This is a genomic window from Pleomorphovibrio marinus (assembly GCF_003347495.1).
GTDB classification, from domain to species: domain Bacteria; phylum Bacteroidota; class Bacteroidia; order Cytophagales; family Cyclobacteriaceae; genus Pleomorphovibrio; species Pleomorphovibrio marinus.
Map to the genome: position 1 here is coordinate 1418298 of NZ_QCXY01000001.1, position 26505 is coordinate 1444802.

25 protein-coding genes are annotated in these 26505 nt (G+C 42.5%); 15 read left to right on the top strand and 10 right to left on the bottom strand.

The window, feature by feature from the left end:
* The gene (gene alr, locus DB520_RS05915; RefSeq protein WP_114748670.1) at positions 1-1155 is read left to right on the top strand and encodes an alanine racemase; all 1155 of its coding nucleotides are present in this window, start codon (positions 1-3) and stop codon (positions 1153-1155) included.
* Between the two features lie 88 nt (positions 1156-1243).
* Entirely contained in the window at positions 1244-1648 is a 405-nt protein-coding gene (locus DB520_RS05920) for an META domain-containing protein (RefSeq protein ID WP_114748671.1), read from the top strand.
* 46 nt (positions 1649-1694) lie between these two features.
* On the opposite strand, the gene purU is transcribed toward DB520_RS05920, so the two are convergent.
* The 4 genes from purU to rbfA all read right to left on the bottom strand — a co-directional run bounded on the left by purU (position 1695) and on the right by rbfA (position 7227).
* Positions 1695-2549 carry a formyltetrahydrofolate deformylase gene (gene purU / locus DB520_RS05925; RefSeq protein ID WP_114748672.1) on the bottom strand — a complete coding sequence of 285 codons (855 nt, stop codon included), beginning with the start codon at positions 2547-2549 and terminating at the stop codon, positions 1695-1697.
* Between the two features lie 11 nt (positions 2550-2560).
* Positions 2561-5497, bottom strand: a complete 2937-nt coding sequence (locus DB520_RS05930; RefSeq protein ID WP_114748673.1) for a DEAD/DEAH box helicase — start codon at positions 5495-5497, stop codon at positions 2561-2563.
* 112 nt (positions 5498-5609) lie between these two features.
* Positions 5610-6833: an FtsX-like permease family protein gene (locus DB520_RS05935; RefSeq protein ID WP_114748674.1), complete on the bottom strand. Its 1224-nt coding sequence runs from the start codon at positions 6831-6833 to the stop codon at positions 5610-5612.
* Positions 6834-6843: 10 nt separating this feature from the next.
* A complete protein-coding gene (rbfA, locus tag DB520_RS05940; protein WP_114748675.1) occupies positions 6844-7227 on the bottom strand; it encodes a 30S ribosome-binding factor RbfA in 384 nt (127 codons plus the stop codon).
* Positions 7228-7309: 82 nt separating this feature from the next.
* Here rbfA and DB520_RS05945 point away from each other — a divergent pair, with 82 nt between their 5' ends.
* A complete protein-coding gene (locus DB520_RS05945; protein WP_157971949.1) occupies positions 7310-8725 on the top strand; it encodes a hypothetical protein in 1416 nt (471 codons plus the stop codon).
* 14 nt (positions 8726-8739) lie between these two features.
* On the opposite strand, the gene rpiB is transcribed toward DB520_RS05945, so the two are convergent.
* The 3 genes from rpiB to DB520_RS05960 form a co-directional block, all read right to left on the bottom strand.
* Complete coding sequence (rpiB, locus tag DB520_RS05950; protein WP_114748677.1) at positions 8740-9183, bottom strand: ribose 5-phosphate isomerase B; 444 nt, start codon at positions 9181-9183, stop codon at positions 8740-8742.
* 456 nt (positions 9184-9639) lie between these two features.
* The gene (tatC, locus tag DB520_RS05955) at positions 9640-10485 is read right to left on the bottom strand and encodes a twin-arginine translocase subunit TatC (RefSeq protein ID WP_114748678.1); all 846 of its coding nucleotides are present in this window, start codon (positions 10483-10485) and stop codon (positions 9640-9642) included.
* 13 nt (positions 10486-10498) lie between these two features.
* Positions 10499-11767, bottom strand: coding sequence for a serine hydroxymethyltransferase (locus DB520_RS05960; protein ID WP_114748679.1), 1269 nt, complete (start codon positions 11765-11767; stop codon positions 10499-10501).
* A 369-nt stretch (positions 11768-12136) separates the two neighbouring features.
* On the opposite strand from DB520_RS05960, the gene DB520_RS05965 reads away from it, so the two are divergent.
* The 6 genes from DB520_RS05965 to DB520_RS05990 all read left to right on the top strand — a co-directional run bounded on the left by DB520_RS05965 (position 12137) and on the right by DB520_RS05990 (position 19048).
* Positions 12137-13228 (top strand): 6-phosphofructokinase, encoded by a 1092-nt coding sequence (locus tag DB520_RS05965; protein WP_114748680.1) that lies wholly within the window; start codon positions 12137-12139, stop codon positions 13226-13228.
* 386 nt (positions 13229-13614) lie between these two features.
* Complete coding sequence (locus DB520_RS05970; RefSeq protein WP_157971951.1) at positions 13615-14187, top strand: flagellar hook assembly protein FlgD; 573 nt, start codon at positions 13615-13617, stop codon at positions 14185-14187.
* Positions 14188-14322: 135 nt separating this feature from the next.
* Entirely contained in the window at positions 14323-14772 is a 450-nt protein-coding gene (locus DB520_RS05975) for a PA2169 family four-helix-bundle protein (protein ID WP_114748682.1), read from the top strand.
* Between the two features lie 127 nt (positions 14773-14899).
* Complete coding sequence (locus DB520_RS05980; RefSeq protein ID WP_114748683.1) at positions 14900-16225, top strand: M16 family metallopeptidase; 1326 nt, start codon at positions 14900-14902, stop codon at positions 16223-16225.
* Positions 16226-16256: 31 nt separating this feature from the next.
* Complete coding sequence (locus DB520_RS05985) at positions 16257-18308, top strand: M16 family metallopeptidase (protein ID WP_114748684.1); 2052 nt, start codon at positions 16257-16259, stop codon at positions 18306-18308.
* 20 nt (positions 18309-18328) lie between these two features.
* The gene (locus DB520_RS05990; protein ID WP_114748685.1) at positions 18329-19048 is read left to right on the top strand and encodes a peptidase, M16 family protein; all 720 of its coding nucleotides are present in this window, start codon (positions 18329-18331) and stop codon (positions 19046-19048) included.
* A 369-nt stretch (positions 19049-19417) separates the two neighbouring features.
* Here DB520_RS05990 and DB520_RS05995 read toward each other — a convergent pair whose 3' ends face one another.
* From DB520_RS05995 to DB520_RS06005, 3 genes are all read right to left on the bottom strand, one after another.
* Positions 19418-19990: a calcineurin-like phosphoesterase C-terminal domain-containing protein gene (locus DB520_RS05995; RefSeq protein ID WP_114748686.1), complete on the bottom strand. Its 573-nt coding sequence runs from the start codon at positions 19988-19990 to the stop codon at positions 19418-19420.
* A 90-nt stretch (positions 19991-20080) separates the two neighbouring features.
* Positions 20081-20524, bottom strand: a complete 444-nt coding sequence (locus DB520_RS06000; protein WP_114748687.1) for a DoxX family protein — start codon at positions 20522-20524, stop codon at positions 20081-20083.
* 87 nt (positions 20525-20611) lie between these two features.
* Positions 20612-22258 (bottom strand): M61 family metallopeptidase, encoded by a 1647-nt coding sequence (locus tag DB520_RS06005; RefSeq protein ID WP_114748688.1) that lies wholly within the window; start codon positions 22256-22258, stop codon positions 20612-20614.
* A 123-nt stretch (positions 22259-22381) separates the two neighbouring features.
* On the opposite strand from DB520_RS06005, the gene rpmH reads away from it, so the two are divergent.
* From rpmH to DB520_RS06035, 6 genes are read left to right on the top strand one after another with little or no spacing between them, the layout of a single operon-like run.
* On the top strand, positions 22382-22540 hold the full coding sequence (gene rpmH, locus DB520_RS06010) for a 50S ribosomal protein L34 (RefSeq protein ID WP_114748689.1): 159 nt from the start codon (positions 22382-22384) through the stop codon (positions 22538-22540).
* A gap of 34 nt (positions 22541-22574) precedes the next feature.
* On the top strand, positions 22575-22937 hold the full coding sequence (rnpA, locus tag DB520_RS06015) for a ribonuclease P protein component (RefSeq protein WP_114748690.1): 363 nt from the start codon (positions 22575-22577) through the stop codon (positions 22935-22937).
* 10 nt (positions 22938-22947) lie between these two features.
* Positions 22948-24624 (top strand): S41 family peptidase, encoded by a 1677-nt coding sequence (locus DB520_RS06020; RefSeq protein ID WP_114748691.1) that lies wholly within the window; start codon positions 22948-22950, stop codon positions 24622-24624.
* Between the two features lie 56 nt (positions 24625-24680).
* Complete coding sequence (locus tag DB520_RS27615) at positions 24681-24941, top strand: DUF2165 family protein (protein ID WP_114748692.1); 261 nt, start codon at positions 24681-24683, stop codon at positions 24939-24941.
* A 4-nt stretch (positions 24942-24945) separates the two neighbouring features.
* Positions 24946-25632, top strand: coding sequence for a tRNA (adenosine(37)-N6)-threonylcarbamoyltransferase complex dimerization subunit type 1 TsaB (gene tsaB / locus DB520_RS06030; RefSeq protein ID WP_114748693.1), 687 nt, complete (start codon positions 24946-24948; stop codon positions 25630-25632).
* Positions 25629-26138 carry a DUF2480 family protein gene (locus DB520_RS06035; protein ID WP_114748694.1) on the top strand — a complete coding sequence of 170 codons (510 nt, stop codon included), beginning with the start codon at positions 25629-25631 and terminating at the stop codon, positions 26136-26138. The genes tsaB and DB520_RS06035 overlap by 4 nt, the downstream gene beginning before the upstream one ends.
* Positions 26139-26505 lie beyond the last annotated feature (367 nt).

Sequence of the window (26505 nt, forward strand, 5' to 3'; positions counted from 1 at the left end):
GTGTTCCATACTTCTTTCATAGAAATAAAAAAATCTGCCTACCGACAAAACCTAAAGTTTATCCGTAGCCAGGTAGGGGATAAGGTCATAATATCCTCAGTGGTAAAAGGAAATGCCTATGGACATGGGATCGAAAATATGGTACAAATTGCCGAATCTTCAGGGGTCAGGCATTTTAGTACGTATAGCACTGACGAGGCAAGACGAGTGAATCAATCCTCTACCAAGAACAGCCAAATAATGATCATGGGTATGATAGATGATGCTTCATTGCCTTGGGTACTGGAGAATGGCATCAGTTTTTATGTGTTTGAATTTCAAAGGCTGCACGCGGGGATTGACATGGCCAAGAGGTTGGGCAAAAAAGCGCTTATCCATATTGAGGTGGAAACAGGTTTTCACCGAACGGGATTTGAATGGGAGGAGAAAGAGGAACTTTTAAAAATTTTGAAAGACAACCAATCACATATTGTACTTCAGGGACTATGTACCCATTATGCAGGCGCCGAAAGCATCGGTAATTACGTAAGGGTAAAGCAGCAAATTAAGCGATTCAATGAATTTAAAAATTGGTTTAATGAGCATGGGGTTAATTTCAAGATTTATCATACCGCCTGCTCCGCAGCCTCGATGAGCTATCCGGATACCATTATGGATATGGTCAGGATAGGTATAGCCCAATATGGGTTTTGGCCTAGTCAGGAAACTTATATGCACAAATTCAAGAACCTGGATGAAAACATGAAAAACCCCTTGAAAAGGTTGATCAGTTGGAAAAGTAGGGTGATGAGCACCAAAAAAGTAAAGATGGGGGATTTCGTTGGATATGGCACCTCCTTTATGGCTGCCAGGGACACGACTATCGCATTGGTGCCTATTGGGTATTCCCATGGGTTTAGCAGAAACCTGAGCAATTTAGGCAAGGTGTTGATCCAAGGCAAGATTTTGCCCGTGGTAGGCACCGTTACCATGAACTCCATTTCTGTGGATATTACGGATGCAAAGGAAGTGAAAAAAGGGGACGAAGTAGTCATTATAGGCAGACAGAAAAGGCATGAAATCACAGTGGCCTCATTTGGAGAATCCACACAGCAGGTAAATTACGAGCTGTTAACCCGCCTTCCTCAAGATATCCCTAGGAAAATCGTTTCCTAGCAGCATTTTTTGAATTTTTTACTTTTATTACCGCCTTTAGAACGGTATTTGTGGTTTTACCCAAGCACACCAAAAAAGTTTAAACACTATGCGGATTTTCAACACATTGATAGTATTTCTATTTATAGCAACATTAATTTTTGCTTGTGGGGGCGAGCCATTGGAATTGAGCGATCACGACTGGGTGGTTACCGATGTTACTGGATCCTCAGCCTCTAAGGATAAATTGTCGAATATTACCTTGGAATTCAAGGAAGGACAAGAAGTTGGTGGATTTGCTGGATGCAACGAATACAGAGGAGGAGCTACCTATAACCGCGAACAGATCAAGTTTTCCACCTTGTACACCGATAATGAAAAATGCGATGATATCAGTTTGGAGGAGCGGTTTTTGCGAAACCTAGAAAACAGTGCAACCTATACTTATTCTGCCGGAAAGTTGGTGTTTTTTGACGACTCCGGCAATATCCTGGTAGAAATGGAAAAAGATTAATAGGGAAATCTAACCCCTGAACAGTAGCCCGGAAGGGCTACTTGTTTTAATTAAAAATGATCGTGCGATTACCCACCACCTGAATCTTTCTTGCCAGGTGATATTTTATAGCCTTGCTTAGCACCACTTTTTCAACATCCTGACCTATCTGCACCATTTCTTCTACCGTATTGTGATGTCTTACCCTCGCCACGTCTTGTTCGATGATGGGGCCAGCGTCTAATTCCTCTGTCACATAGTGTGCTGTGGCTCCAATGATCTTCACCCCTCTCTTGTGGGCGGCATGATAAGGTTTTGCCCCGACAAAGGCAGGCAAAAAAGAATGGTGAATATTAATAATCTTAGATGGGAAATGTTGGATAAAATCCCCACTCAAAATTTGCATGTACCTGGCCAATACCACAAAATCAATTTGGTTTTCTTTTAATAATGCGATTTGCTTGCTTTCCTGCTCCTTTTTGTTCTCCTTATTTATTGGGAAATGGTAGAAGGGAATTCCAAAGGCCTTGACCACCGGCTTCATGTCCGCATGGTTGGAGATCACCAAGGGGATGTCCACCTGAAACTGTCCTGAATAATAGCGGCTAAGGATGTCAAACAAACAGTGGGAAAGTTTGGAAACGAATATGGCCATCCTGGGCTTGGGCATTTTAAAGGCCAAGGTATATTTCATCCCAAACCGATCACCCACTTCTTGGGCAAAGATCCTTAATATATCCTCTTTGGGAATGTTAAAGGTCTCCAACTCCCATTCTGCCCGCATAAAAAAATCCCCAATGTCTTCGTCAATGTGTTGGTCAATCTCAATAATGTTTCCATTGTTACGAAACAAAAATTCGGAGACGGCTGCTACAATTCCCTTGTTATCTTTACATTGTATAATTAGTATCGCGGTTTGCATATATGTGATGGTTAGGAAAGTAAAGCCGAAATGTCCTCACTGCTTAGACTCTTGATAAAGCTTTCTTCGGTATTGATGAGTTCTCCTGCCAAGGCCATTTTTCGCTCCTGAAGAGCCATTATTTTTTCCTCTACGGTATCCTTGGTGATGAATTTGTAAATGATAACCTTGTTTTCCTGCCCAATCCGGTGGGCCCTGTCTATGGCTTGTGCCTCCACGGCCGGGTTCCACCAAGGATCTAACATAAAAACATATTCCGCCCTTGTCAAATTAAGGCCAACACCACCTGCTTTTAAAGAAATCAGAAATACCTTAATGGATTCGTCTTCTTGAAAAGCCTTCACCTGTTGCTGTCGGTCTTTGGTACTGCCATCTAAATAGGCATATGGGATTCCTTCTGTGCCCAATACATCCTTAATGATGGTCAGATGTTTTACAAACTGACTGAAAATTAGCACCTTATGGCCTTCACTGGCAGTAGAGGCAATCATATGTGAAATGTCTTCCAATTTACCCGAGCTACCGCTATATTCCGTATCCGTCAATTTTGGGTGGTTTGCGATCTGTCGGAGCTTGGTAAGCCCCCTCAATAGCGTGAATGATTTCCTTGACATTCCCGGAATTGACATTTCGTTGACAATTTTCTCCCTGTAATAGGATTTAGTGTCGTCATAAAGCTGGGATTGTTCTTCAGTCATGGAGGAGTATTGGATATTAATGACCTTTTCTGGCAGATCAGTAGCTACCTGGGTCTTCAGCCTTCTGAGTATAAAGGGCTTTATCATGGCATGAAGTTTCGCCATTTTTTGGGTGTCGTTCTTTTTTTCTATGGGCTGCAAAAACTGTTTGACAAAAGAACCCTTAGAGCCCAAGAGACCCTGGTTAACGAAGTTCATTTGGGACCAGAGGTCCATGGTTCCATTTTCTATGGGGGTACCCGTGAGGATCAGCCTGTGCTTACTGGCGAGTTGAACCACTGCCTTTGCAATAATACTTTCCGGGTTTTTGATAGCCTGGGATTCATCAAGGATGATGTAATTAAAGTAAAAAGAACCCAGCACATCCACATCCAAACGCGTGATGCCATAGGAGGTCAACACAAGGTCGTAGTTTCCAAATTGCTCATGATCTTTTAACCGTTGGGTTCCAGTATAGATCAGGATATTCAATTCGGGAGTGAACTTCTTGGCTTCCAGTTGCCAGTTATAGATCAAGGAAGTCGGCATGACTAAAAGGGAGGTGGCGCTATTGCTGGCTTCTTTTTCATGTGCCAACAAAGCGAGTGTCTGAACGGTCTTACCCAAGCCCATGTCATCAGCCAGGCATCCGCCAAAATGGTATTCGTTCAGAAACCTCAACCAATTATATCCGGCTTTTTGATAGGGACGCAAAGATCCTTTGAAACCGCAAGGAAGTTCATACTCTTCAAAGTTGGTAAAATCTTTCAGCTTTTGTAGTCTCTTGCTCAAGGAAAGTTTTAGCAAATTCCCTTTTTGCAACTCCTGGGCCAGTGCAATGTGGTGTTTCTTAAGTTTAATTCCTCCCCCGTCTGCCTCCTTTTCTTCCATAAAGGAAAATAACTCTGTGTAGTTGGTAAACCAGGACTTGGGTATGATGGCAATTTCCTTGTTTGGCAATTCAAACTCGGATTTCCCCTGCATCAACATTTTTCGGAACTTCACGAAGGGGATTTCATAATCTCCAAACATGACCACGGCTTCCACATCAAACCAATCAATTTTCTCATTGATACGAATGGTGATGTCCGTTTTGCCAATAAAATATCTCTTCCCCTTCTCATTTTGGGTTTGTACAATCTCAATCCCCTCTTCATCAAGCTCGGCTTTATTGATGATTATCCAGTCGTATGCCGCTCTTTTTTGCATGGCCACCCTACCACTTCTCACCTGCAATCCCCTAGAGCGCAAAAAGTCCCCAATGGCAGACTCCAAGGTATTGTCCCTAATCACCTTGTAAAAGGTGTATTCTTCGTTTTTCTTTTCCAATACTACATTTGCGGGCACCTGCTGATCCGCCCTATAGCAATATTCTCCGTACTTGAACCTCAAGTCGAAAACCATTTTTTCATCCTCATCCCCTCCGATTTTTTTCCCAAACATATCTTGCCTTGGGTTACCTGGCAAATCACTCAATGACAGTTGGGGGATAGGCCTTTTTCTCTCTACCTTTATGTCAAAACCCTTGGCAAATACATCAAAAGAAGCCACTAACTGAGTAATGAATTTTTGATAGTAAGACTCCTCCATTTTGCGAGGAATAACTATAAATTTCTTGTTGAGGAAGGGCATCAACTTCTTGCCATCCACGTCCTTTTCAAAACTGTAAAGCTTGTGGTCCACCACCATCCATGCGGGTTCCTTGCATAGCAGGTAGCTCCCCTTATATTGCCAATCTAATTTTTCTCCCTGGTACTTGAGAGTTGGGAAATAATGGGTGTTATCTTCGTTTCTGCGAAAATGGAAAAGGACAGAGGCTTTATCAGGCAAAACCTCAATTTCTTTCCAAATAGGGTTCCCATCATTTCCCATTTCAAAAAGGCGCTTTCCTTGCAGCTTTCTCAAGATTTTAGCCCGTGTCAGCTCCAGCCTGTTTTCTATTAGTTTCTGGGTCTCTTTGTTCGAATTTTGATTTTGGGAATCCTGAAAAACCTTGCGCAAAAAATCCTTAGGCTTGGCACTCTTGGTGTTGAACTTTTTCACGATGGCCTCTTGCTGCATGCTGTCCATCAGCTTGATCAACTCAAAATCCACTTCGTCCAGCCTGCTCGAGAATTCCTCTGCATTCTGAAAGGAAATATTTTGATAGGCATAGGAAAGCCTTCCCTTTTCATCAATCTGAATGGCGAAGGATTCGAAAAGAATACCCAGGTATTCATGATCAAAAAGCGAGTATACAATTTCAAAAGGCTTGTCGGCTGAAACTTTCATGCTGCTGGTGTTTTCAAATCAAAATTCAGAAAAAAGCCCTTTTTCCGATTTTAAGCAGCTTGCAAATTAAAGAATTATTTAAAATTCTTAAACCTAGTGCCAAAAAAATGTGCTATAAATGTGCAACTGTTTTCACCCTTGAAGCAATCAATGCTGGCCTGTAGGATGCTAAGAAGGTAATCAGGATCACGCTAAGGCTGGTATAGACGAAATCTGCCACCTGCATTTTTACCGGATAACTCTCCACAATGGAGGATGTCACCCCTAAGGAAACCAAGCCAAAAGTGTCCTGTAACCAACAAATAACAAAACCCAATAGCAAACCTACTAATGCCCCAGAAAGGGCAATGATCGCCCCCTCTTTAATATAAATCGACCTGATTAGCTTTTGTGTGGCTCCCATAGAAAACAAAACCGCGATATCCTTCTTCTTCTCAATGGCGAGCATGCTGAGGGAAAAGAATATGTTAAAGGAAGCAACAGCCAATATGAAAGTAAGTGTGATAAAGACAAACAGTTTTTCCAGTCTTATGGTCATCAGTAAGCTGGCGTGCTGTTCATCCGTGTCTTTTACCAAAAATTCCTCTCCTACCTTTTCCCGTACCCTTCTTTTCACCCTTTGGACGTCCTTGCCTTCTTGGACCTTAATTTCAAGAGCGGTCCTTCTGTTTCCATAGTTCAGCAGACGTCGGGCAAAATCAAGAGGCACAATGATATATTCATCATCAAATTGCTTTTCTATACTGAATATACCTACAGGCTTAATCACCTCCCTGTTGTACATACTGTTAGGATCTATACTCCCTGCCCTAGGTGCTTTTGGGTAATAGACATGCATCAGTTCAAATTCCTGTTCCAAATCCACGGAAAGGAAATAAGACACCCCTCTCCCTATAATGGCATGGGGCTGGCCTTCCTTACCTAAGGATAGCTCCCCCTGGAAATACCCTTTGTCAAATCTTCCCTGGTTCAGGAAATTATCCGAGACCCCTTTTAACGTAGCCACTAGTTGATTGTCTCCAAACCGGAACAAGGCGTTGTCTTCTATGACTTCAGTCAACACTTCCACGCCATCCACAGCAGCCAGGGAGTTTATCCATTCTTCATCCACCTCAAAGGATTTTCCCATAGCAGGTTCAATTTTAAGTTCCGCATCAAAGGAAGCGTACAGTCCTTTAATCAAATCCTCTAAACCATTAAATACGGATAGAACTATCACCAATGCCATTGTCCCTACAGCTACCCCAATCATTGAGATCCGAGAAAGAATAGTGATGAAGTTCCTCTTCTTTTTGCTGCGAAAGTACCTTGCCGCTATGAAAAACGATAAATCCAAAGCCTACTTACTACTCGTTATCTTTTTCGTCTTCATTCTCATCCTCCTCGGGAATGTCCAATTTGGAAATCACTGAGTCCATATGTTGGGCATATGCCGCTGATTCATCAGGGAAAAAAGCGATTTCGGGTATAATCCTTACTGTTTTCCCTATCCTGGAACCTAGTTTTCCTCGAATGCCTTTCTTGGCTTTGTCGATTTTTTCAAAAAGTTCTTGGTTATTGGCCATCAAAAAACTTAAATAAACCTTAGCTAACCCTAAGTCAGGGCTCATTTGCACTCTGGTGACAGTGACCATTGCATTTCCTATGAGATTTCGAGACTCCTTCAGGAAGATGTCCCCAAGTTCCTTTTGAATTAGTTTAGCGTATTTTTGCTGTCTTTTACTTTCCATAGCAGATAAAGTTATCACAAATGTAGTGAAATATACGCTTATCCCTTAATTTCGTGATTCTAGAATAAACATATGTTGGGTTTTGCTGAGCTTTTTTAAATTTAACGATCCCATTAGACTAGTGGGTATTATCCTACTTTTGCTTTTGCTGAGGCTACCCTACATGTGGATGGGTACTCCAGTCACTCAACCGGAGATGCTCTGGCTGCTGGTCGGAGAAAGGATTTCTGAGGGATTCATGTTGTACACCGACATCAGGGACAACACCGCACCCCTTTCTGCACTGATCTATGGGGGCTTGCATTTCATTTTTGGAAGAACCCTTTGGCCCTATCACCTGCTGGCTTCCTTTATTATCTTCTTGCAATCCGCCTATATCAACTCCTTATTCCTATCCCACAAGTCTTATGATGAAAACACTTATCTTCCGGCTTTTATAACGGTCCTACTTTTTCACTTTTCCTATGACCTACTTACCTTATCTCCAGTGCTCCTGGGAAGCACTTTTTTGCTTTTGGCAATAGGACAGCTCTTCAGCCTGGCCACCATTAATCAAAACAACACGGAAGCCATTGTATTGTTGGGGCTTTTCGCTGGGTTGGCACCTTGTTTTCACTTTCCACTTTTGTTTTTCCTTCCTGTTATGATCCTGACAGGATTATTTATCAGCAATTTTAATTTCCAAGAACTCTTACTTTCCATAGTAGGTTACTTTCTACCCCTTTCAATCATTGGTCTCTTTTTCTTCTGGAACGGTGCTTTTATGGACTTTGTGCAGGGACTGATGTCACCGGGGTGGAAATTGGATAGTTTGGCACATGTGAGTTATAGGGAATTGCTCTATGTTATGGCTTTCCCAATCGGATTTACCGTTTTCGGTTATCTTGCTACTAGTCTTTGGGGCCGGCTTTATATTCACCAACAGAAGCAAAAACAAATAGTAATGATCTATGGCCTGGGTGCAGTCCTATTGGTTTTTTTAAACTATAGGGTGATTGCCTATCAGTTTATTCCCTTCATTCCCCTAATGGTTTTCTTTATTAACCACCTAATTTTAAGGAATGAGCGTTTATTCGTTCAATCGGTGCTCTTTTATGCCTTATTGATCAGCGTTCCTTTTTTTGGCTACAGTTGGTTTTTTTACAAAAAAAATGACAAGTCCTTCTCGGACTATGCCCTTAAAATAGAAGAAAAACATGCGATAGGAAACGGAAGTAAATTGTTGGTGTTGGGGAAAGATTTGGCATATTATCATTCTGCCAGTCCTGCCACCGGATTTTTAAATTTCAACTTGTCCAAAAAACATCTTCTTGAGGTGGAAGATTTCGACAAGATGCATGTGACTATGGCCAATTTTCAGAAGGATCCTCCCGAGTGGGTTATTGACCAGGAAGGTGTGTTTTCCAGCATTCTTCCCTATTATCCAATACTACAAGAAGCATATACGCCTAGAAGACCCGGGATATATGAGTTAAAGAAGGGATCTCAATTTCCCTGATAAGATTCTGCTAGCTATCCACAAGTGATTTTATCTACCCTTCTCTGGTGCCTCCCCCCTTCAAAGTCAGTGGTCAGGAAGGTTTCCACCATCTTTACGGCTAGCTCAAAATCCACAAAACGGGCAGGGACAGCTAACACATTTGCATCATTATGTTGCCTGGCCAATGCTGCCAGCTCTTCTTTCCAGCATATGGCCGCCCTGATATGGGAATGTTTGTTGGCTGTAATAGCTACCCCGTTTCCACTCCCGCAAATGATAATACCCTTATTTATAGCACCTTTTTCATTGCCCACTTCTCTACACAAGGGGTGTACATAGTCCGGGTAATCCACGGAACCATCATTGTAAGGGCCGAAATCCTTTACTTCGTATCCCTTTTCAAGTAGTACCTGGGTTAATTTTTCTTTATAGGTGAAGCCAGCATGATCCCCACCTAACGCAATCGTTTCTTTCATATGTTTATAATTTCTTTTCAGCGGTCATATAGCCTGCCCCTGCCTGCCCCGAACTTGCTTCGGGGAACTCGTTTCGGGGGAATCTCGCATCTCCCCGATAGCTATCGGGGCATCCCAGTGTGTGACGTGCTCGTCATTCCCTGACTGCCGTCAGGACAGGCTAGATTTCATCTGTTTATATTTTTTTTTTAAAGGCCAGATGGAATGCCCTGGATAATCATCCCCCTGTGTGAGAACTTTTCTCATGGGCATTTCATGTGTTTAAATTTTCTTTCCAGCGGCCACACAGCCTGCCCCGAACTTGCTTCGGGGAACTCGCTTCGGGAGCCTGTCCCTGCCTGCCCCGAACTCGTTTCGGGGAATTTATTTCGGGAGAATCTCGCCATTTATAATCACCCCTGTGTGTGGCGTACTCGTCATGCCTGACTGCCGTCCAGGCAGGCTCGATTTCCTCGCTTAGTAATCATTAGAAAGCTCCTCTTCCCTTTTTTGTTTCTCTAATCTTTTGGCTATCACTATTCCTGCCTCGTACAAAACAAGTATAGGCATGGCAATGAGCACTTGGCTGATCACATCCGGTGGAGTGATCAACGCAGACAACACCAAAATGACAACAATAGCATGCCTTCGGTAAATCTTCAACCATGCAGAAGATATCAACCCTGCTTTGGTAAGGAAATAAATCACCACCGGTAGCTGGAACATGACCGCAGATGCAAGCACCAACATGGACAGCGTTCCCACGTAGGAGGTAATGTCGAATTCGTTAAGTATAGTGGGGTCCAATTGGTAATTGGACAAAAAATTAATGGATAGAGGAGCCAATATATAATACCCGAAAGCCGCACCGGAAAAAAAGAGAAAACTGACAAAAAAGACAGCTCCCCTGGCAGCATTTCTTTCCTGGTCATAAAGGCCGGGGCTGATGAATCGCCACACCTCCCAAAACACGTAGGGAAACGCTGCTATTAACCCTACCACCAAACTAGAGGTGATATGCATAGAAAACTGCCCAGTCATTTGCCTACTCTGGATGATGAAAGGCAGTTCTTCGATGCAAAGGGCAGGAACCGAAAAGAAATCTGACAACTTACACAGGGCTCTGTAGGTCACAAAGTCTACCTTAGAAGGCCCTAAAATAACCTTCCCAAACACAAAACTTTTTGACAAAAAAGCCAATACCATAAATACAAGTATAGCTGATATGGACCTGAGCAAGTGCCAACGCAGTTGCTCTAAATGATCCAGAAAGGACATGCCATTGTCCTCCTCTTCCTCTTCTCTATATTGATCCAGTGCCACTAGAATTTGTTATTTAGTATAACGGAAATTTAACCATCCACTGATTAACCTCCTCTTTGATTGTTGCCAGTTTGGCATCATCCTCATGGGAAATAAGTGCATTGTTTATATGTTCGGCAATTTTCATCATGTCGTCTTCCTTCAAACCCCTAGTGGTAACTGCTGCTGTGCCCAGCCTCATACCTGAGGTCACAAAAGGAGACCTTGTGTCGAAAGGAACCATGTTTTTGTTTATGGTGATGTCCACTTTGCCCAAGGTTTCTTCAGCAATTTTTCCAGTGAGATCCTTGTTTCTAAGGTCAATCAACATCAAATGATTATCAGTACCACCAGAAATGATCTTATAGCCTTTGTCAACAAAGGCTTGAGCCAAGACCTGGGCATTTTTCTTGACTTGAAGGATATATTCCATATACTCATCAGACAGGGCTTCTTGGAAAGCGACTGCTTTGGCAGCAATAATATGCTCCAAAGGACCGCCCTGGGTGCCTGGAAAAACTCCTGAATCCAACAAGGAAGACATTTTGCGTAAGGCTCCTTTGGGAGTTTTTAACCCAAATGGATTGTCAAAATCTTCTCTCATAAGTATCAATCCACCCCTGGGGCCCCTTAAGGTTTTATGGGTGGTTGTGGTCACCACATGGCAGTATTCCAAGGGATCCTTCATCAATCCCCTAGCGATAAGTCCTGAGGGGTGGGAAATATCTGCCAGCAAAATCGCTCCTACCTCATCTGCGGTAGCCCTTAACCTTTGGTAATCCCAATCTCTACTGTAGGCGGAGGCACCACAGATGATTAGCTTGGGGTTAACTTCTTTCGCTTTGGCATCTACCTTATCATAATCGATTAGGCCGGTGGACTCTTCTACCCCATAAAAGTGAGGGTCGTATAACTTTCCCGAAAAATTAACCGTTGAGCCGTGGGTCAAATGTCCACCATGGGAAAGGTCAAAACCCAATATGGGATCCCCTGCCTTTAGGCATGCCAGAAAGACCGCAGCGTTTGCTTGGGCACCAGAGTGAGGCTGCACATTGGCCCAGGTGGCGCCAAAAAGCTGTTTTGCCCTGTCTATTGCTAGCTGCTCTATTTCATCCACCACTTCACAGCCACCATAATAGCGTTTATTGGGAAGGCCTTCCGCATATTTATTCGTAAGTACTGAACCCGCCGCCTCCATTACTTGCTTACTTGTGAAGTTTTCGGAAGCAATCAGCTCAATACCTCTCTTTTGTCTGTCTTCTTCTTTGGAGATTAAGTCGAATATTACCTGGTCTCTTTTCATGAATGGAATAAGGTTTATGCACGCCTACTTCAGAAGTGGGCAATTTTGACCTAACTTCAAAAGTATAGCTAATTTTTGGATGGGCAAAATTACTCCTTAAGAATGGATATTCCAATTACTAATCTGCTTTGACAAGCACAATACTTGGGCCTTGACCTAAATTAATTACCAATCCATACCGTAAAGTAGGTAATGTTTATTCAATTACCATTAACTTTAAACTTGTTTACTGACCATTAGAAAACAATTATTTAAATATGAAATCGAGCATGACGCAAGTGACAAACGGAGGGATGATTATCGTTGTGAGATTCCCCCGAAACGAGTTCGGGGCAGGCTATCTGACCATTAAAAAACAATTATAAACAGATGAAAAAACTTTTAATCAGTACTGGGGGAGGTGATTGCCCCGGTTTAAACGCAGTAATAAGAGGAATATTCAAAAGAGCCCAGAAAGAGGATGGATGGGAGGTCTATGGCAGTATGGAGGCTTTGTCCGGTGTAAGGAGGGATCCCCCCGAGATAATCAAACTAGATAACGCCACCACAGCTGGAATCCATGTAAGGGGAGGCACCATTCTCAAGACCACCAATAAGGGAAACCCGCTGCAATTCCCAGTTAAAGATGAGAAGGGAAACATTACTTTCACCGACATCACCCAACAATTAGCCGACAAAATATCAGAAATGGGTTTTGATGCCGTCATAAACATCGGGGGCGATGGGTCCCAGAAAATTTCTCAGGCCTTATTTGAAAAGGGAGTGCCTGTAATCGGTGTGCCCAAAACCATTGACAATGATTTATCTGCCACCGATATGACCTTTGGGTTTCAAACGGCCGTACAGATTGCCACCGATAGTTTTGACAAGCTGGTCACCACTGCGGAAAGCCATCATAGGGTAATGATAATGGAAGTAATGGGAAGGGATGCGGGATGGATTGCCCTTCATACAGCCATTGCAGGGGGAGCTGAGATCTGTCTCATCCCAGAAATACCCTATGATGTAGGTAAGGTTTTCCAAAGAATTACAGAAAGGTATAAAAATGGGAGAGGCTTTGTAAACATTGTCATTGCAGAAGGAGCAAGAGCTAAGGATGGCACTGTGGTATCCGCTCCAGGTGAGGAAGGATCGGAGCATGTACGGTTGGGAGGGGTAGCTTATGAACTGTCCCGTCAATTAAAGGCTGCAGGATGTGAAGCGGAGATCAGAGAGACAGTCTTAGGCCATGTTCAACGTGGGGGAACACCCATTGCCTTTGACCGCCTATTGGCCACTATGTTTGGGGTAAAGGCCTTCGAACTGGTGCTGGCCGGAAGTTTCGGTAAAATGGTGTCCTTCCAGAACAATGACTTTATCGCTGTTGATCTAGTGGAGGCCACTACAAGTTATAATCTTGTAAATAAAGAATCCTTTTTGGTGAAAGGGGCTAAGGGGCTTGGGATTTCCTTTGGAGACTAAAAAAAGCAGTATTTGTAGCAAATAAGGACAGGAAGGTGTACGGTAATGTACACCTTTTTCTTTTATGCCGATGGGTAGGTCAGCACACAATTTTTTTTAGAAGAAATATTTCTGTCTATGATGCAACCTCCATTTTGTCAGGGCAATACAGCAAATCTCACAAAATTGGCAAAATAGTGTCCGCTTCCTAGACAACTAAGTGATCGCTTGTCCACCGCTGAACACACTAAGCATTTTTTCGGAATTTTAATTGGGGATTGTTTTGAGAAAAACCGGAGAATTAGAAATTATTTTGAATGCGAGGGATTCCCGAAAATATATTTGGTACAAGTTTGGACTTTAGCTTTTCCAAAAAGAAACTAAAAAAACTTAAACCAAATACGATCATGAAAACTTTAATGACAGCACTCTTAGCACTTGCAATCCAGGTAGGAACTTTCGCTTCCCCAAATGAGAAGCCCCTTGCGGAGGTAACAATGGTGGAATCTCAAAACCAGAAATTCAAAGTTCATTTATTGGAAGGGGTAGGTAGGGTACAAATCAGCATCCTTAACCAAAAAGGCAAATTGGTGGATAAGACATCTTTTAAAATAGATGAGCCCTCTGTAATTCCATTCAATATTAGCCAACTTCCTGAAGGTAATTACACCGTAAAGGTAGAGACCAAAATGGAAGAAATTGCTTTTGAAGTAAGCGCCAAAAAGCCAGTACAGAAAAAATTGTTGGCTTACGCAAATGTAAAAAATGACAACACCGTGAATTTAAAAGTGGTGGGTATAGAAAATCCTGGCATAAAAGTGACTTTCTATGATCAATCTCACCGAAGAATCACTTCCGATCATGTAGATGTTGCAGGCGGGTTTTCCAAAGATTACATCTTGAAAAACAGAAAACTTAAGGAGGTATACATGGAGGTGATAGACCAAAAAGGAAAATCAAAAATCTTTTATTTCGATTGAAACTTAAGGTGCCGGGTAATTAGTCCCTTTCCTCCTACAGGGGAGAAAGGGACATTTACTTTTAGGGGAGGCCGGATCTCTATCCTTGCTATTAAGGAATAATTGAGCGTAATTGAAGGTTTAAAACCTTTACCCATGAAAACCACAAAACGCATTTTCGAAGAGCTTAATGAAATCATTGAAAGAAATTACGATGTAATTCAAAATTACAGGGATGCCTCGAGGAACGTGGATAATGAACTTCTAAGGAATTTTTTTATTTCCCATGGCAAAGAAAAACTGGCAATGTATAAGGAGATGAAGGAGATAGTGAAGGACTTGGGGGGGAAACCCGCAGAAGAGGGAAGTGTTTTCAGCCTGTTCAAAAGGTCTTGGAACAATTTTACCGCTTCCCTTTCGCATGGTAATGAAAAAGAAGTATGCGAAAACTGCATTGCTGTAGAGGCAAAAGCCGTAGTGGAATACAAGGACTTACTCAAAAGAGAACAGGAACTACCCGATTCCTTGAAGGAGCTTTTGGAGAATCAAAAGCAAAGGACCCTAAATGCTATTCGGGAACTTGAAGCCATCAAGGAAAAATTTTAAGTGCTATTTTACCCGCTAAATGAAAATTTAAAACAATTTAACCGATTTGGTATTTTCTCCTTAAAGCTTTGGCATTATTTTTAACAGCTTGGATATTTCACTTGTGACCATTCTAAACATTACAGATATGAATAAACATTGCTTTTTGATGATAGGGAGTTTCCTGATGATGTCCTCCCTATTAGCCCAAAACAAAATAGAGTTTCAAGAGCGTACCCTGGATAATGGTCTGAACCTGATCATGCACCGGGACAACAGCACACCAATAGTTGCGGTTGCGGTCTTGTATCATGTAGGTTCGAAAAACGAAAAGCCTGACCGTACAGGTTTTGCACATTTCTTTGAGCATTTACTTTTTGAAGGCACAGAAAACATAGGGAGGGGCGAGTACATGGAAAAAGTAGAGTCCATTGGGGGAACCTTAAATGCCTTTACCTCCAATGACATTACCTACTATTACGAAATTGTGCCTTCCAATTATCTGGAAACTGCTTTATATATGGAAAGTGAGCGCATGCTTCACCCCAAAATCGATCAAGTAGGAGTGGATACCCAGAGGGAAGTCATCAAAGAGGAAAAGCGGCAAAGAGAGGACAACAGGCCCTATGGCAGCATTTTAAGGGAAACCATGAAACGGGCTTACCAAGAACACCCCTACCAATGGGTAGTGATTGGGTCCATGGATCATTTAGATGCTGCTACCTTGGAAGAGTTTGCTCAGTTTCATGCCGATTTTTACGTTCCTAATAACGCCACACTTGTGCTTGCAGGAGACATTGATTATGAACAGGCCGAAGAATGGGTGAGCAAGTATTTTGAAGAAATACCCTCCGGCCCAGAGGAGTTTTTCAGACCTTCAGTCGATGAACCCAAAAAAGAATCGGAGATAAGGGATATTGTCTATGATGATATTCAGATTCCCGCCATTATCCAAGCCTACAATTTGCCCCCTAAAAACCACCCGGACTCCTATGCTTTGGATATGCTGTCCACCTACCTTACAGGGGGGAATTCATCCCTCTTGACCAAAGAACTGGTGGATAACCAACAGAAAGCCCTAGGTGTATATGCATTTCCCTTGGAGCTCGAAGATGGGGGTATTTTTATCATGCAGGCCTTGCCCAATATGGGTGTGGACCCCGATGACTTGGAAAGTGAAGTGGACAGGCTTATAAAGGAGGTAAAAGCCTCGGGTATTTCTGAAAGGGAATTCGAGAAACTCCAAAATATCATGGAAAATAACATAGTAAGCCAAAACAGTTCCATGGAAGGCATAGCCCAAAACTTGGCCATGGCAAGGGTATTTTATGGTGACCCCAACTATGTAAATAAGGAACTGGAGTATTATCGAAAAGTAAGCAAAGAGGATATAAAACGAGTGGCCAATGAATACCTGAGGACAGACGGTAGAGTAGTATTGCATTACCTTCCTAAGCCTCAGGATAATGATTAATAGTAGTGTTTAGACTTAACTTCTCTTAAAAATGAAATATATATTCATCAACCTCGCCTTTCTTTTTTTGATCGTGGGAAATCATGCCTTGGCCCAGGTGGACAGGAGCAGCTATCCCTCCCCGGCTCCAGCACCGGAAATACAGATGGGGGATGCCCATTCCTTCACTTTGGAAAATGGGTTGAAAGTATTTGTCGTGGAAAACCAAAAACTGCCCAGAGTGGCTTTCTCCCTGATCTTGGAAAGGGATCCCATTACAGAAGGGGATAAAGCAGGCATGTCGGGGTTTGTGGGAGAAATGATGATGGGAGGAACCACCAACAGAAGCAAGGATGAGCTCGATGATTCCATTGACTTTATTGGTGCATCCTTGAGAGCATCTTCCAACTCCGTCTATGCCTCCTCATTAAAAAAGCACCAGGAAAAGACACTGGAATTGATGGCTGATGTGCTGTTCAACCCGATATTTCCTGAACAGGAGTTGGAAAAACTGAGAAAACAAGCCTTGACTGCATTGGCCCAGAGCAAGGACAGCCCAAATAGCATTTCGGGGAGGTTAACCTCCGCGTTGAACTACGGAAAAGACCATCCATATGGGGAAACTGAATCGGAACAAACCCTAAATAACATTCAGGTAAGCGACATAAAAGAATATTATGACACTTATTTCAAACCTAATATTGCTTATTTAGCTATTGTAGGAGATATCACCCCGGAAGAAGCTGCACCCTTAGTGGAAAAGTATTTCGGTGAATGGGAACCGGGGGAAGTACCAAATCATGAATATGAGACACCTACCCCACCGGCAACCCATCAAGTAGCCCTGGTAGATAGGCCATCCTCAGTGCAATCCGTTGTAAGGATTACCTATCCCGTGGTGATGCGATTGGATCATCCCGATTATTTGGTAACAAGAGTGCTGAACGGAATTTTGGGAGGTGGTACCTCCTCCAGACTTTTCCAAAACCTGCGTGAAGACAAGGGATATACTTATGGTGCCAATTCCAGTTTCGGTGCCGACAAGCTGGTAGCCAGTTTTACGGTTTATGCAGATGTAAAGCAAACTGCCACAGACAGTGCCATCAATGAAATGCTTTATGAAATCCGAAATATGGCCGAAAATGGTGTTACCGAAAAAGAACTGGAAATAGCGAAGGCAACCATAGGTGGTTCGTTTGGACGTTCACTGGAGCAGCCATCCACTATAGCCAGTTTTGCCATTAACGCAGAGCGCTATGGTTTGCCTGACGATTTTTATTCCGCCTACCTGCAAAGGCTCAATGCTATTACCGTAGAGGAAGTGAATGAAGCGGCTAACAAATACCTAAAACCCGAAAACCTCTACATCACGGTCGTAGGGAATGGCAATGAAATATATGACAAGCTTACTGCATTTGGGGAGGTGCAAAAGTATACCAATATGGGGGATCCAGAGCGGGAACTGGAATTGGGAGATATAGATATTTCTGCGGCCGATGTCATTGAAAATTACATTCAGGCAATAGGCGGAAGGGAGTCTGCATCGGCTCTTGAAACAGCAAAAATGCGGCTATCCGCAGAAATTCAAGGTACTAAATTAAATATGATTGTACTGTATGACGTTCCAAAGCAAAGGATGATGCAAAGGATGCTTATGATGGGCAACGAAGCCAGCAAAACAATCATAAAGGACGGGAAAGCTACCGTAAATGCGATGGGACAATCCCAAACCCTTCCAGATGAGAAATTCGAAGACGTGAAAATGTCCATGTGGATCATCCCTGAACTCCATTATGAAAATATGGGCTATTCCCTAGAACTAGAAGGTCTGAGGGAAATTGACGGAAAGGAAGCCTACAAAGTAGTGGTTTCAAATCCTACAGGCGGCACAATTACCAATTATTATAGTGTTGAGTCCGCCATGAAGTTAAAAAGTGAAAGCCAGGTAGAGGGAGAAACCACTTATTTGGCCTATGAGGAATTCGAAGGGGTGAAACTGCCCGTTGAAATTTCACTGCAATCCCCTATGATTCCCTTTCCTATCAACTCCAAATTGGAAGATTTAGAAATCAACCCTACATTTACGGAAGAAGATTTTAATTGATTTACCATTTTACTATAGCAATGAATAACTTAAAATCCTTTTATCTGACAGGTCTAGCAGCGCTGGCCTTTTGCGCACAGGTTATGGCCGAAATTGATTTGCCCGTCCAGACCTCTGATAAAAGCCCCAAAGAAATTATAGAAAGGTATATTGAGGCCATTGGGGGAAAAGGAAAAATCCAGGAAATCAAGAATGTCACCCAGGTGATGGAGGCAAACGTTCAGGGTATGGAAATGGAAATCAGCTCCACCAGTGACCAGGAGAACAAAAGGTTAATGCAGCAAACCGCCTTAAATGGTAACGTCATGTCCAAAACTGTTGTAAGGGACGGCAAGGGGTATATCAGTGCCATGGGGCAAACCCAGGACTTAGAAGGGGATCAACTAGATGCCGTAAATATGCAGATGTATCCTTTTCCTGAGTTGCATTATGAGGAAATGGGTTTCACCCTGAGCAGTGGTGAGATATCGGAGGTAGATGGTGAAAAAGCCTATACCATCATGATATCCACGCCCCAAGGCATGGAAACAAAAGAATATTATAGTATGGAATCAGGCCTTAAATTACGGGTGTCCTCAGAAACCACAGGCGAAATCACTTATGGCAATTATCAAGAGACAGAGGGAATTCTTTTTCCTATGCTAATGACAATTTCCAACCAAATGCTACCCTCGGCCATAGAGGCTAAAATTATCACACTGAGGTTTAATGATAATTTGGATCCTTCATTATTTGAGTAAATAACAAATAAAAAATAGGGCATCACGAGAACGTCACACTTAGAATTGAAAATTGGCATTTTCGGAAAGTAAATGACATTTGATTTCTCGCAACCCTGCCCTGGTTTTATTCAGGGGGCCGCAACGCTTGCGGCATGAATAAAATAATTGTCTTTTGCAATATCAAAAATTAGCATTTTTCCAATGAATTTTTAGGTGATATGTTAATGGTAAGGATTCGATCAGGCCGTTTATTGGATCCTGAAAGCCCTGTGAGAAGCCCATTCCTTCCCAACAAATCCTGGGTTAGAACTTCAACAGGATGGGTTCCTTTAGGCAGATCAGCAGGCAGCTTTCCTGCCCAAATAGGATTCGAAGGCCATGGGACATCTATTTTCCACCCAAAGCCCCATCAGCCCTTCTACTGTTTTCGAGACTAAGGTCTAAAAATTCGTTTAGACCATGCATCCACTCAATATATGGGTCCGGTTTTGAGACCAGACTGAGGGGGCAATCCGCACTTTCGTTCGTCCTCATTTCCGCAATTGACCTTTCAGAACCGGAAAACAAATTAAACCCCTTTTGCATGGAAGTGAGTTTCTCGGCAGCAATATCATTGGGTAAAAAGATGTTCATCTGGTAATCCGCTGGCCTTCTCACGGCTTTAAATTGGATTTTGTAGCCTGTCCCTTCAATGCGCGGAATACTGTATCCATATGGGGCACCATCATTCTTGGGGGCATGGGGTATTCCGGTTTCATCCTTCAGCTCGCCCCACAACTTCCACTTACCGTTGCATTGATAAAATGATGGTGGGGAGAAGCTCCCTCCCATGAAAGTAGCGTATCTTTTCTCATCCAATAAGATATCTCTATTGTGGTCATGATTGTCAAGTGTAATACCAAAGGCCGCATCAGTACCTATACACTCCTCTACCACATCATGGGAAACATAATTAACCACTTTTTATTTCGACGATAGGAGGCAGGCAAACTGGTCTACCATATTAAAGAGGCTGGCTCCTATTCTGAGCCAACCTCTTTCCTCAACAATCTACCAGTTAGGATGCGTTTTCATGTAATGGTCCAATGAAAATTTTCCACTGCCAAAGACCAAAAAGATGATCAGGAGTACAAACACTGCCAAAGACATTTCAAACTCCAAGTTGTTGGAGACAGATAGGAATCCTTGATTGATGTTCACGAAAAATACTGCCCCAAAAAGAATGGGAAGCTGAACTATTATTGCCATCCGGGTAAGTAGCCCCAAAGCAATCAAAATACCTCCTACCAAATGTGCAAAAGCCACATAATGTGCCAAGGCCATGTGGAAGAAACCAATATCCATTCCACTTATCAAGCCCATTAAAGCTTCTGTATTCGAAATAAAGAGTATCCCTTTGTAAAGGATAAACAAACCTAATGCTACACGGACAAAATCAATCCACCTGGGATGGTGTGTGTCCGCCCAATGTTCGATGTTGTGAATGAGTGCCATAGTATGATTTATTTTGGGTTACCCTTAATGTACGATATTTTTGCACCTTCTGTTAAAAAAATAAGAGATTTTCCTAAGTAAACCACGCTATTTCATCCATTTCTCCCTTATGGTAGCAGAGTGGCTAACCAAAAGCTCAAAATCATGGTAATAGGATTTAGCACTTTTTTTCAATTCGCATAAGATTGATTTTCCCCTTCTGTTCGCCACTATCTGTATTCTGTCCTGAAGAATCTTGAAACTATTAATCCGATCCCCAAGCATAAGGGATTGATACGCTTCAGATTCCTGATGGAGCTTTCCAATTTCCCCTTTGGCATTAGCAGAGATCCCATATTGGCCTTCCAATAGGTCCTTTTTAGGTTTTTTGTGGCATTCAATACCCAGCATTTCAAGAGATTGTAGGAGAAGGGGGTAAATATCCTTGCGTCCAAAAATAAAGTCCTTATGAAAGGAATCGCAATTCAAGGAAGAACCCAAATATACTTGTAGTAATTCTTGAACCTCTTGCATTTCATAGCCAAGATTGGCCTTACCATAGCTTTCCCAAAGCTTTTTCATAAACCTGGATAACGAGCTACCTGCTTGCATCAATGCAATATCCAGGCAAAAGGCTAAAAGTGCTCCTCGGTTATAAATGCTAACTTTCTTGTCCGGAATCCCTGGCTGATAGCCATCCAACCAGAGATCAAAACTCGATTCCGCTATGGACTGGTGCTTCCATGCACAACTGTTGAACTCCCTATCCATCATTTTGTGAAATTTTTCCAAATACCTTTCAAGGGTGAAGTAGCCAGTCTTTAATAGGTAAAGATCCCCCATGTAGGAGGTGATGCCTTCCAAGAGCCAACCAGACTCCATGTATGCTTCTTTTGAAAAATCGTATGGCAATATTTCCTGGGGTCTAATCCTGCAAACATTCCAAAAGTGGTACAGTTCATGGCTGCTAACCCCGACTAATGCTTCCTGAAATTCCCGATTATTTATTTGCTCTGCCGGACCCAAAGTAATCACCGTGGAATACTTGTGCTCTACCCCATGATAATGCCGATAAGGAAGTAATTGAAAGAGAAAATGGTAATCCTCTGCAGGGAAATCTCCAAAATCCTCAATTTGCCTTTCTGTAAAGGCCTTGAAAGTTTCGAGAAGTTCCCCAACATCCATTTGCAGGCTACCTTGAAACCAAAGATGGAAATTGCACCCACAAGTTTGGTAGGTGAAATGTTGTAGGGAATCTGAGGCAATCAAAGGGCTGTCCACCAAATGTTGGTAATTCCCAGCTATAAACACAAATGGTTCTTCGGTAGCCTTCAATGCTGTAGCGACTTTGTAAGTAGGTGGTACAACTAAACGCACCATTATGGGATCCTGTTCCCTGCCCTTGATCGCAAAAAGTAGGTTGATAAAATTGATGTACAGTTGCTCGGGATCCAACCAAGATCCCCCGGCATCCATTTGGGCCGCGTAGTAGTTGTAAGAAATGGTATACCTGCCACTTTCTTCAGGGGTAAATGCCCAACTTTCCTTGGTAAGTTTATGGTGAGGCACCCTATGGCCATTAATTTCCACTCTAAAGTCCCTAATAAATTGAGCATAGTGGGCCATAAAATACCTTCCTGGCCTCCAGCTTGCCAATTGAAGGTTACAGGTTTCCCCCTCCTTGAAGTCAGCAGAAAGCTGAATACTAATCAGTTGAGATGAAGGTACGGGGGTCTTAATCACACATTCGATCATAGGTTGGGGACTTGGTGTTCAAACAAAAGTAAGTAGTGGTTTGCAAATAAAAAAAACCTACCTATCTTTGCACTCCTTTTATAAATGACGAAAAGATTACAAAAATTATAAAGCTCTAAAGCAATGAAAAGAACGTTCCAACCTTCCCGCAGGAAAAGAAGAAACAAGCACGGTTTCAGGAAAAGGATGTCTACCGCAAACGGAAGAAGGGTTCTAAGGTCTAGAAGGGCCAAGGGAAGGCATAAGTTGTCGGTATCCTCAGAAAAAACCGTTAAGAAATAATAACTTCGGGAGAACCCCGAAAAAAAGGACAAAGATGGATGTAAAATTTCCCAAAACGGAAAGACTGCATTCCAGAAAGTTAATCAAGGAACTTTTTGAAAAAGGTTCCTCTTTTTTTTTATATCCCTTCAAGGTCATTTGTTTACCCTACCCTTCCATTGAAACTAACCAGGTACTTATTTCTGTTTCAAAGAAGAAGATAAGGAAAGCGGTATGTAGGAATTTGGTAAAAAGAAGGATCAAGGAAGCCTATCGTTTGAATAAACACCTTTTACAAGCCAATAAGCAGGATAAGCAACTCATTGCATTCGTTTACGTATCTTCAGATTCAATGGGTTTTGATGAAATTCAAATTAAAATCCGCAAATGCCTGAATAGAATTATTAACAAAAAGTGATGATCAGCACATGGTAAAGATCTTAAAAAATCATAAAAAAAGGGCCTTAATAGGTCTAGTTGCAATTATTTTTTCAGTCGGCTTTCTTTTTGCCTTTTCGGTAAAGAACGACAAGCTTTTCTCCATCGCCAAAAATCTGGACATTTTTGCTTCCCTGATCAGGGAGCTTGATTCCTACTATGTAGATGAGATTGATCCGGACAATCTGGTAGCGGTAGGAATAAGTGCCATGCTGGAAGAACTTGACCCCTATACCGAATTTATACCGGAAGAGGATTCGGATGACTTCAGGATGATGACCACAGGAGAATATGGTGGAGTGGGTGCAATGATAGGCAATAGGACTGGTACCAACATGATCCTAATGCCCTACAAGGGTTTTCCCGCCCAATCAGCCGGGTTGAGGATAGGAGACGAAATTCTCAAGGTGGATTCCGTAAACGTGGTGGACAAACCCACTGCGGAAATCTCAAAATTGCTCAAGGGGCCAGCAAACACAAAGGTTAATGTGAAGGTGAAAAGAGGGGATGACACCTTAGCTGTGGAACTTACTCGGAAAAAAATTGTAATCAGTAACGTCCCCTATTATGGAATGATAAATGAAGAGGTCGGCTACATTAAACTAGGGGACTTTACCACCAACGCTGCCATGGACGTGAGAAAAGCAGTAGTGGATTTAAAGGCACAGGGTGCCCAAAAGTTGGTGTTGGACGTGAGGGATAACCCAGGTGGTATATTAAAAGAGGCCATCGAAGTTGTAAATCTTTTCATTCCAAAGGGAAAAGAAGTCGTAAGCACTAAGGGAAAGCTCCAAAGTGTAAACACGGTATATAAGACCGAAAGATCCCCCTTGGACAAGAACATTCCTTTGGCCGTACTAATCAACGAAAGAAGTGCTTCCGCTTCTGAAATTGTGGCAGGTGCCCTGCAAGATTATGACAGGGCAGTTTTGATTGGTAGAAAAACTTTCGGAAAGGGCTTAGTTCAAAGTACTATCCCCTTGTCCTATAACAGTCAGGTAAAAGTTACCACTGCAAAATACTATATCCCCAGCGGAAGATGTATACAGGCCATAGATTACAGCCAAAAGGATGAAGACGGTAAAGGTAGAAATGTTCCTGACTCACTAAGAAACGTGTTCAAGACAAAGAGCGGTAGGGAAGTTCTCGACGGTGGAGGAATTGAACCAGATAAAGAAGTGGAAGCCAAGAACTTTGCACCAATTACGTATAGCCTGGTAGCCAGAAGCCTTGTATTTGAATTCGGCAATGAGTTTTCACGGAAAAATGAGGCCATCGCAGATCCTCGCTCCTTTGAAATAGCAGATGAACTCTATGAGGATTTCGTGGAATGGCTGGGTGACAAGGATTATGACTATACCACAAGGGTAGAAAAAACCATAGAAGACCTTGAAACTTATGCCGAGAAGGAAAAATACTATGAGGATATAAAAGAGGAATTGGCCAAACTCAAAAAAAGTGTTTCTCACAGCAAGGAGCAAGACCTAATCACTTTCAAGGAAGAAGTAAAGAGTGTCCTAAAGGACGAAATAATTTCCCGGTATTACTTCCAGGAAGGGGTGGTGGAGGCTTCCTTGGATAGGGATGAGGAAGTGGAAAGAGCGATAAATGTTCTTCAGGATGGCAGCCTTTATGCCATGTTGCTGAAACCTGAAAGGAAAAACTAGTTCTTGATTGGATCACACCAACTGAACCTCAGGTTTTGGCATTGTGAGTGTTTCAAATGTTGGTGGTAACAACTATAGGCCTTTTCGGAGGCCTTATTTTTTTTGGATTTGTAGTCTTAGGAGCTGAGTGGTTTGGTATGTGGCAACCCACGGGATGGAAAGGAAAAGACGGCGGGGTGCAAATCAGCATACTCCTGTGGAAAGACAAATATGAATCGAGCCTGCCTGGACAGCAGTCAGGGCATGACGAGCACATCACACACTGGGATGATTATAGACTGCGAGATTCCATATGGACTTTAAAAAACAAATTATAATCATATGAAAAGAATCTTGTCCATTGAGACCTTTACAAAAGTATGTGCTGTGGCCCTGCATCAGGAGGGCAAACTTCTCGGGGCCATTAGTTTGCATGATGGTAATGTGCATGGTCAAAAACTTGTGCCCTTGATAGAGGCTTTATTGCTTCAGTTTGGTCTTAAAGTTTCCCGGTTGGACGCTATAGCGGTGTCTAAGGGGCCAGGTTCCTATACTGGGCTTAGGATAGGCGTTTCTACAGCTAAGGGCTTATGTTATGCCCATGACCTTCCCCTAATCGGCATCGATTCCCTAAATGCATATGCCTTTAAGGCCAATAGCCTCTTGAAACCTGGGGATTTGGTGGTTCCAATGATAGATGCCAGGAGGATGGAGGTATACACTAAGGTGCTTAATCATGAATGGCAAGAGGTAGAATCCATAAAGCCCAAAATCCTTGACGGCGATAGTTTTGGGGAATATTTATCGTCAGGGAAAGTTTATTTTACCGGCGATGCTAACGAAAAGGTTTCCCAGGTACTCTCTCATCCCAATGCCTATTTTATAGATGGGGTTGAAAGTGTTGATGAAATGGGCCGTTTGGCTTGGCAGGCATTTAATCGGGGAAGTTTTGAGGATTTGGCCTATTTTGAACCGAACTATCCAAAGGCATTTTTGGTTAAAAAAGCGAAAAACCCACTTCTACGATGAATGAAATAATTAACAGAGTTGCCAATAGCCCCCTAGTCTCCTTGGACCTGGAAGAATTTCACACCAAAGGAGAGAGGGTTTCCTTTGACCTATCCGACTTTCTGTACCAGGGCTTGGTAGTGAAAGAGAAAGAATTCAGAAATTCCTTAAAAGAAATGGACTGGGCCAACTTCAAAGGAAAATATGTGGCCGTCTTTTGCAGTACAGATGCCATTGTACCCACTTGGGCCTATATGCTTGCAGTTACCTACCTACACCAGGTTGCCAAGGAAACTGTAGTAGGGGACATGGATGATTTGGAAAAGTTCCTATTCCAAAAAGCATTGGCTGACTTGGATATGGAGATTTACCGGGACAAGCCCGTGGTGGTGAAAGGATGCAGTAAAGTCAAAGTCCCCTTATATGCCTATGGTCAGGTCACCAACTTGCTGATGGGCGTTGCAAGGAGTATCATGTATGGAGAACCCTGTAGCACAGTACCCTTATACAAAAGGCCTAAGCAGTAAATTTTGTTTTTCGACAAAAAAATGAATATTTTCGGAAATAGATTTGGTGATTTTAAATGCGGCTTCTATATTTGCACTCCCAATACGGCAACAAGGGTTTAGTTCTTAAGAAAATTCTCGTTTCGAAACAGGCACAAAACAAAATTTAACAATATTTTTTTTGACCTATTTGGAAATTCAAACAAAGACTCCGATATTTGCATTCGCTTTTCGGGAAAACGATCAGAAAAAGACATAAAGATGTCTCATGTTAGTGGTGAAAATCACTAAGTTAAGTTCTTTGAAGTAGTAAAAGACAGCATTCATAATGAATACCGGAGTGCCGATTTAATTCGGTCAGAAAATTCGACACAAGACTTTTGTGTCA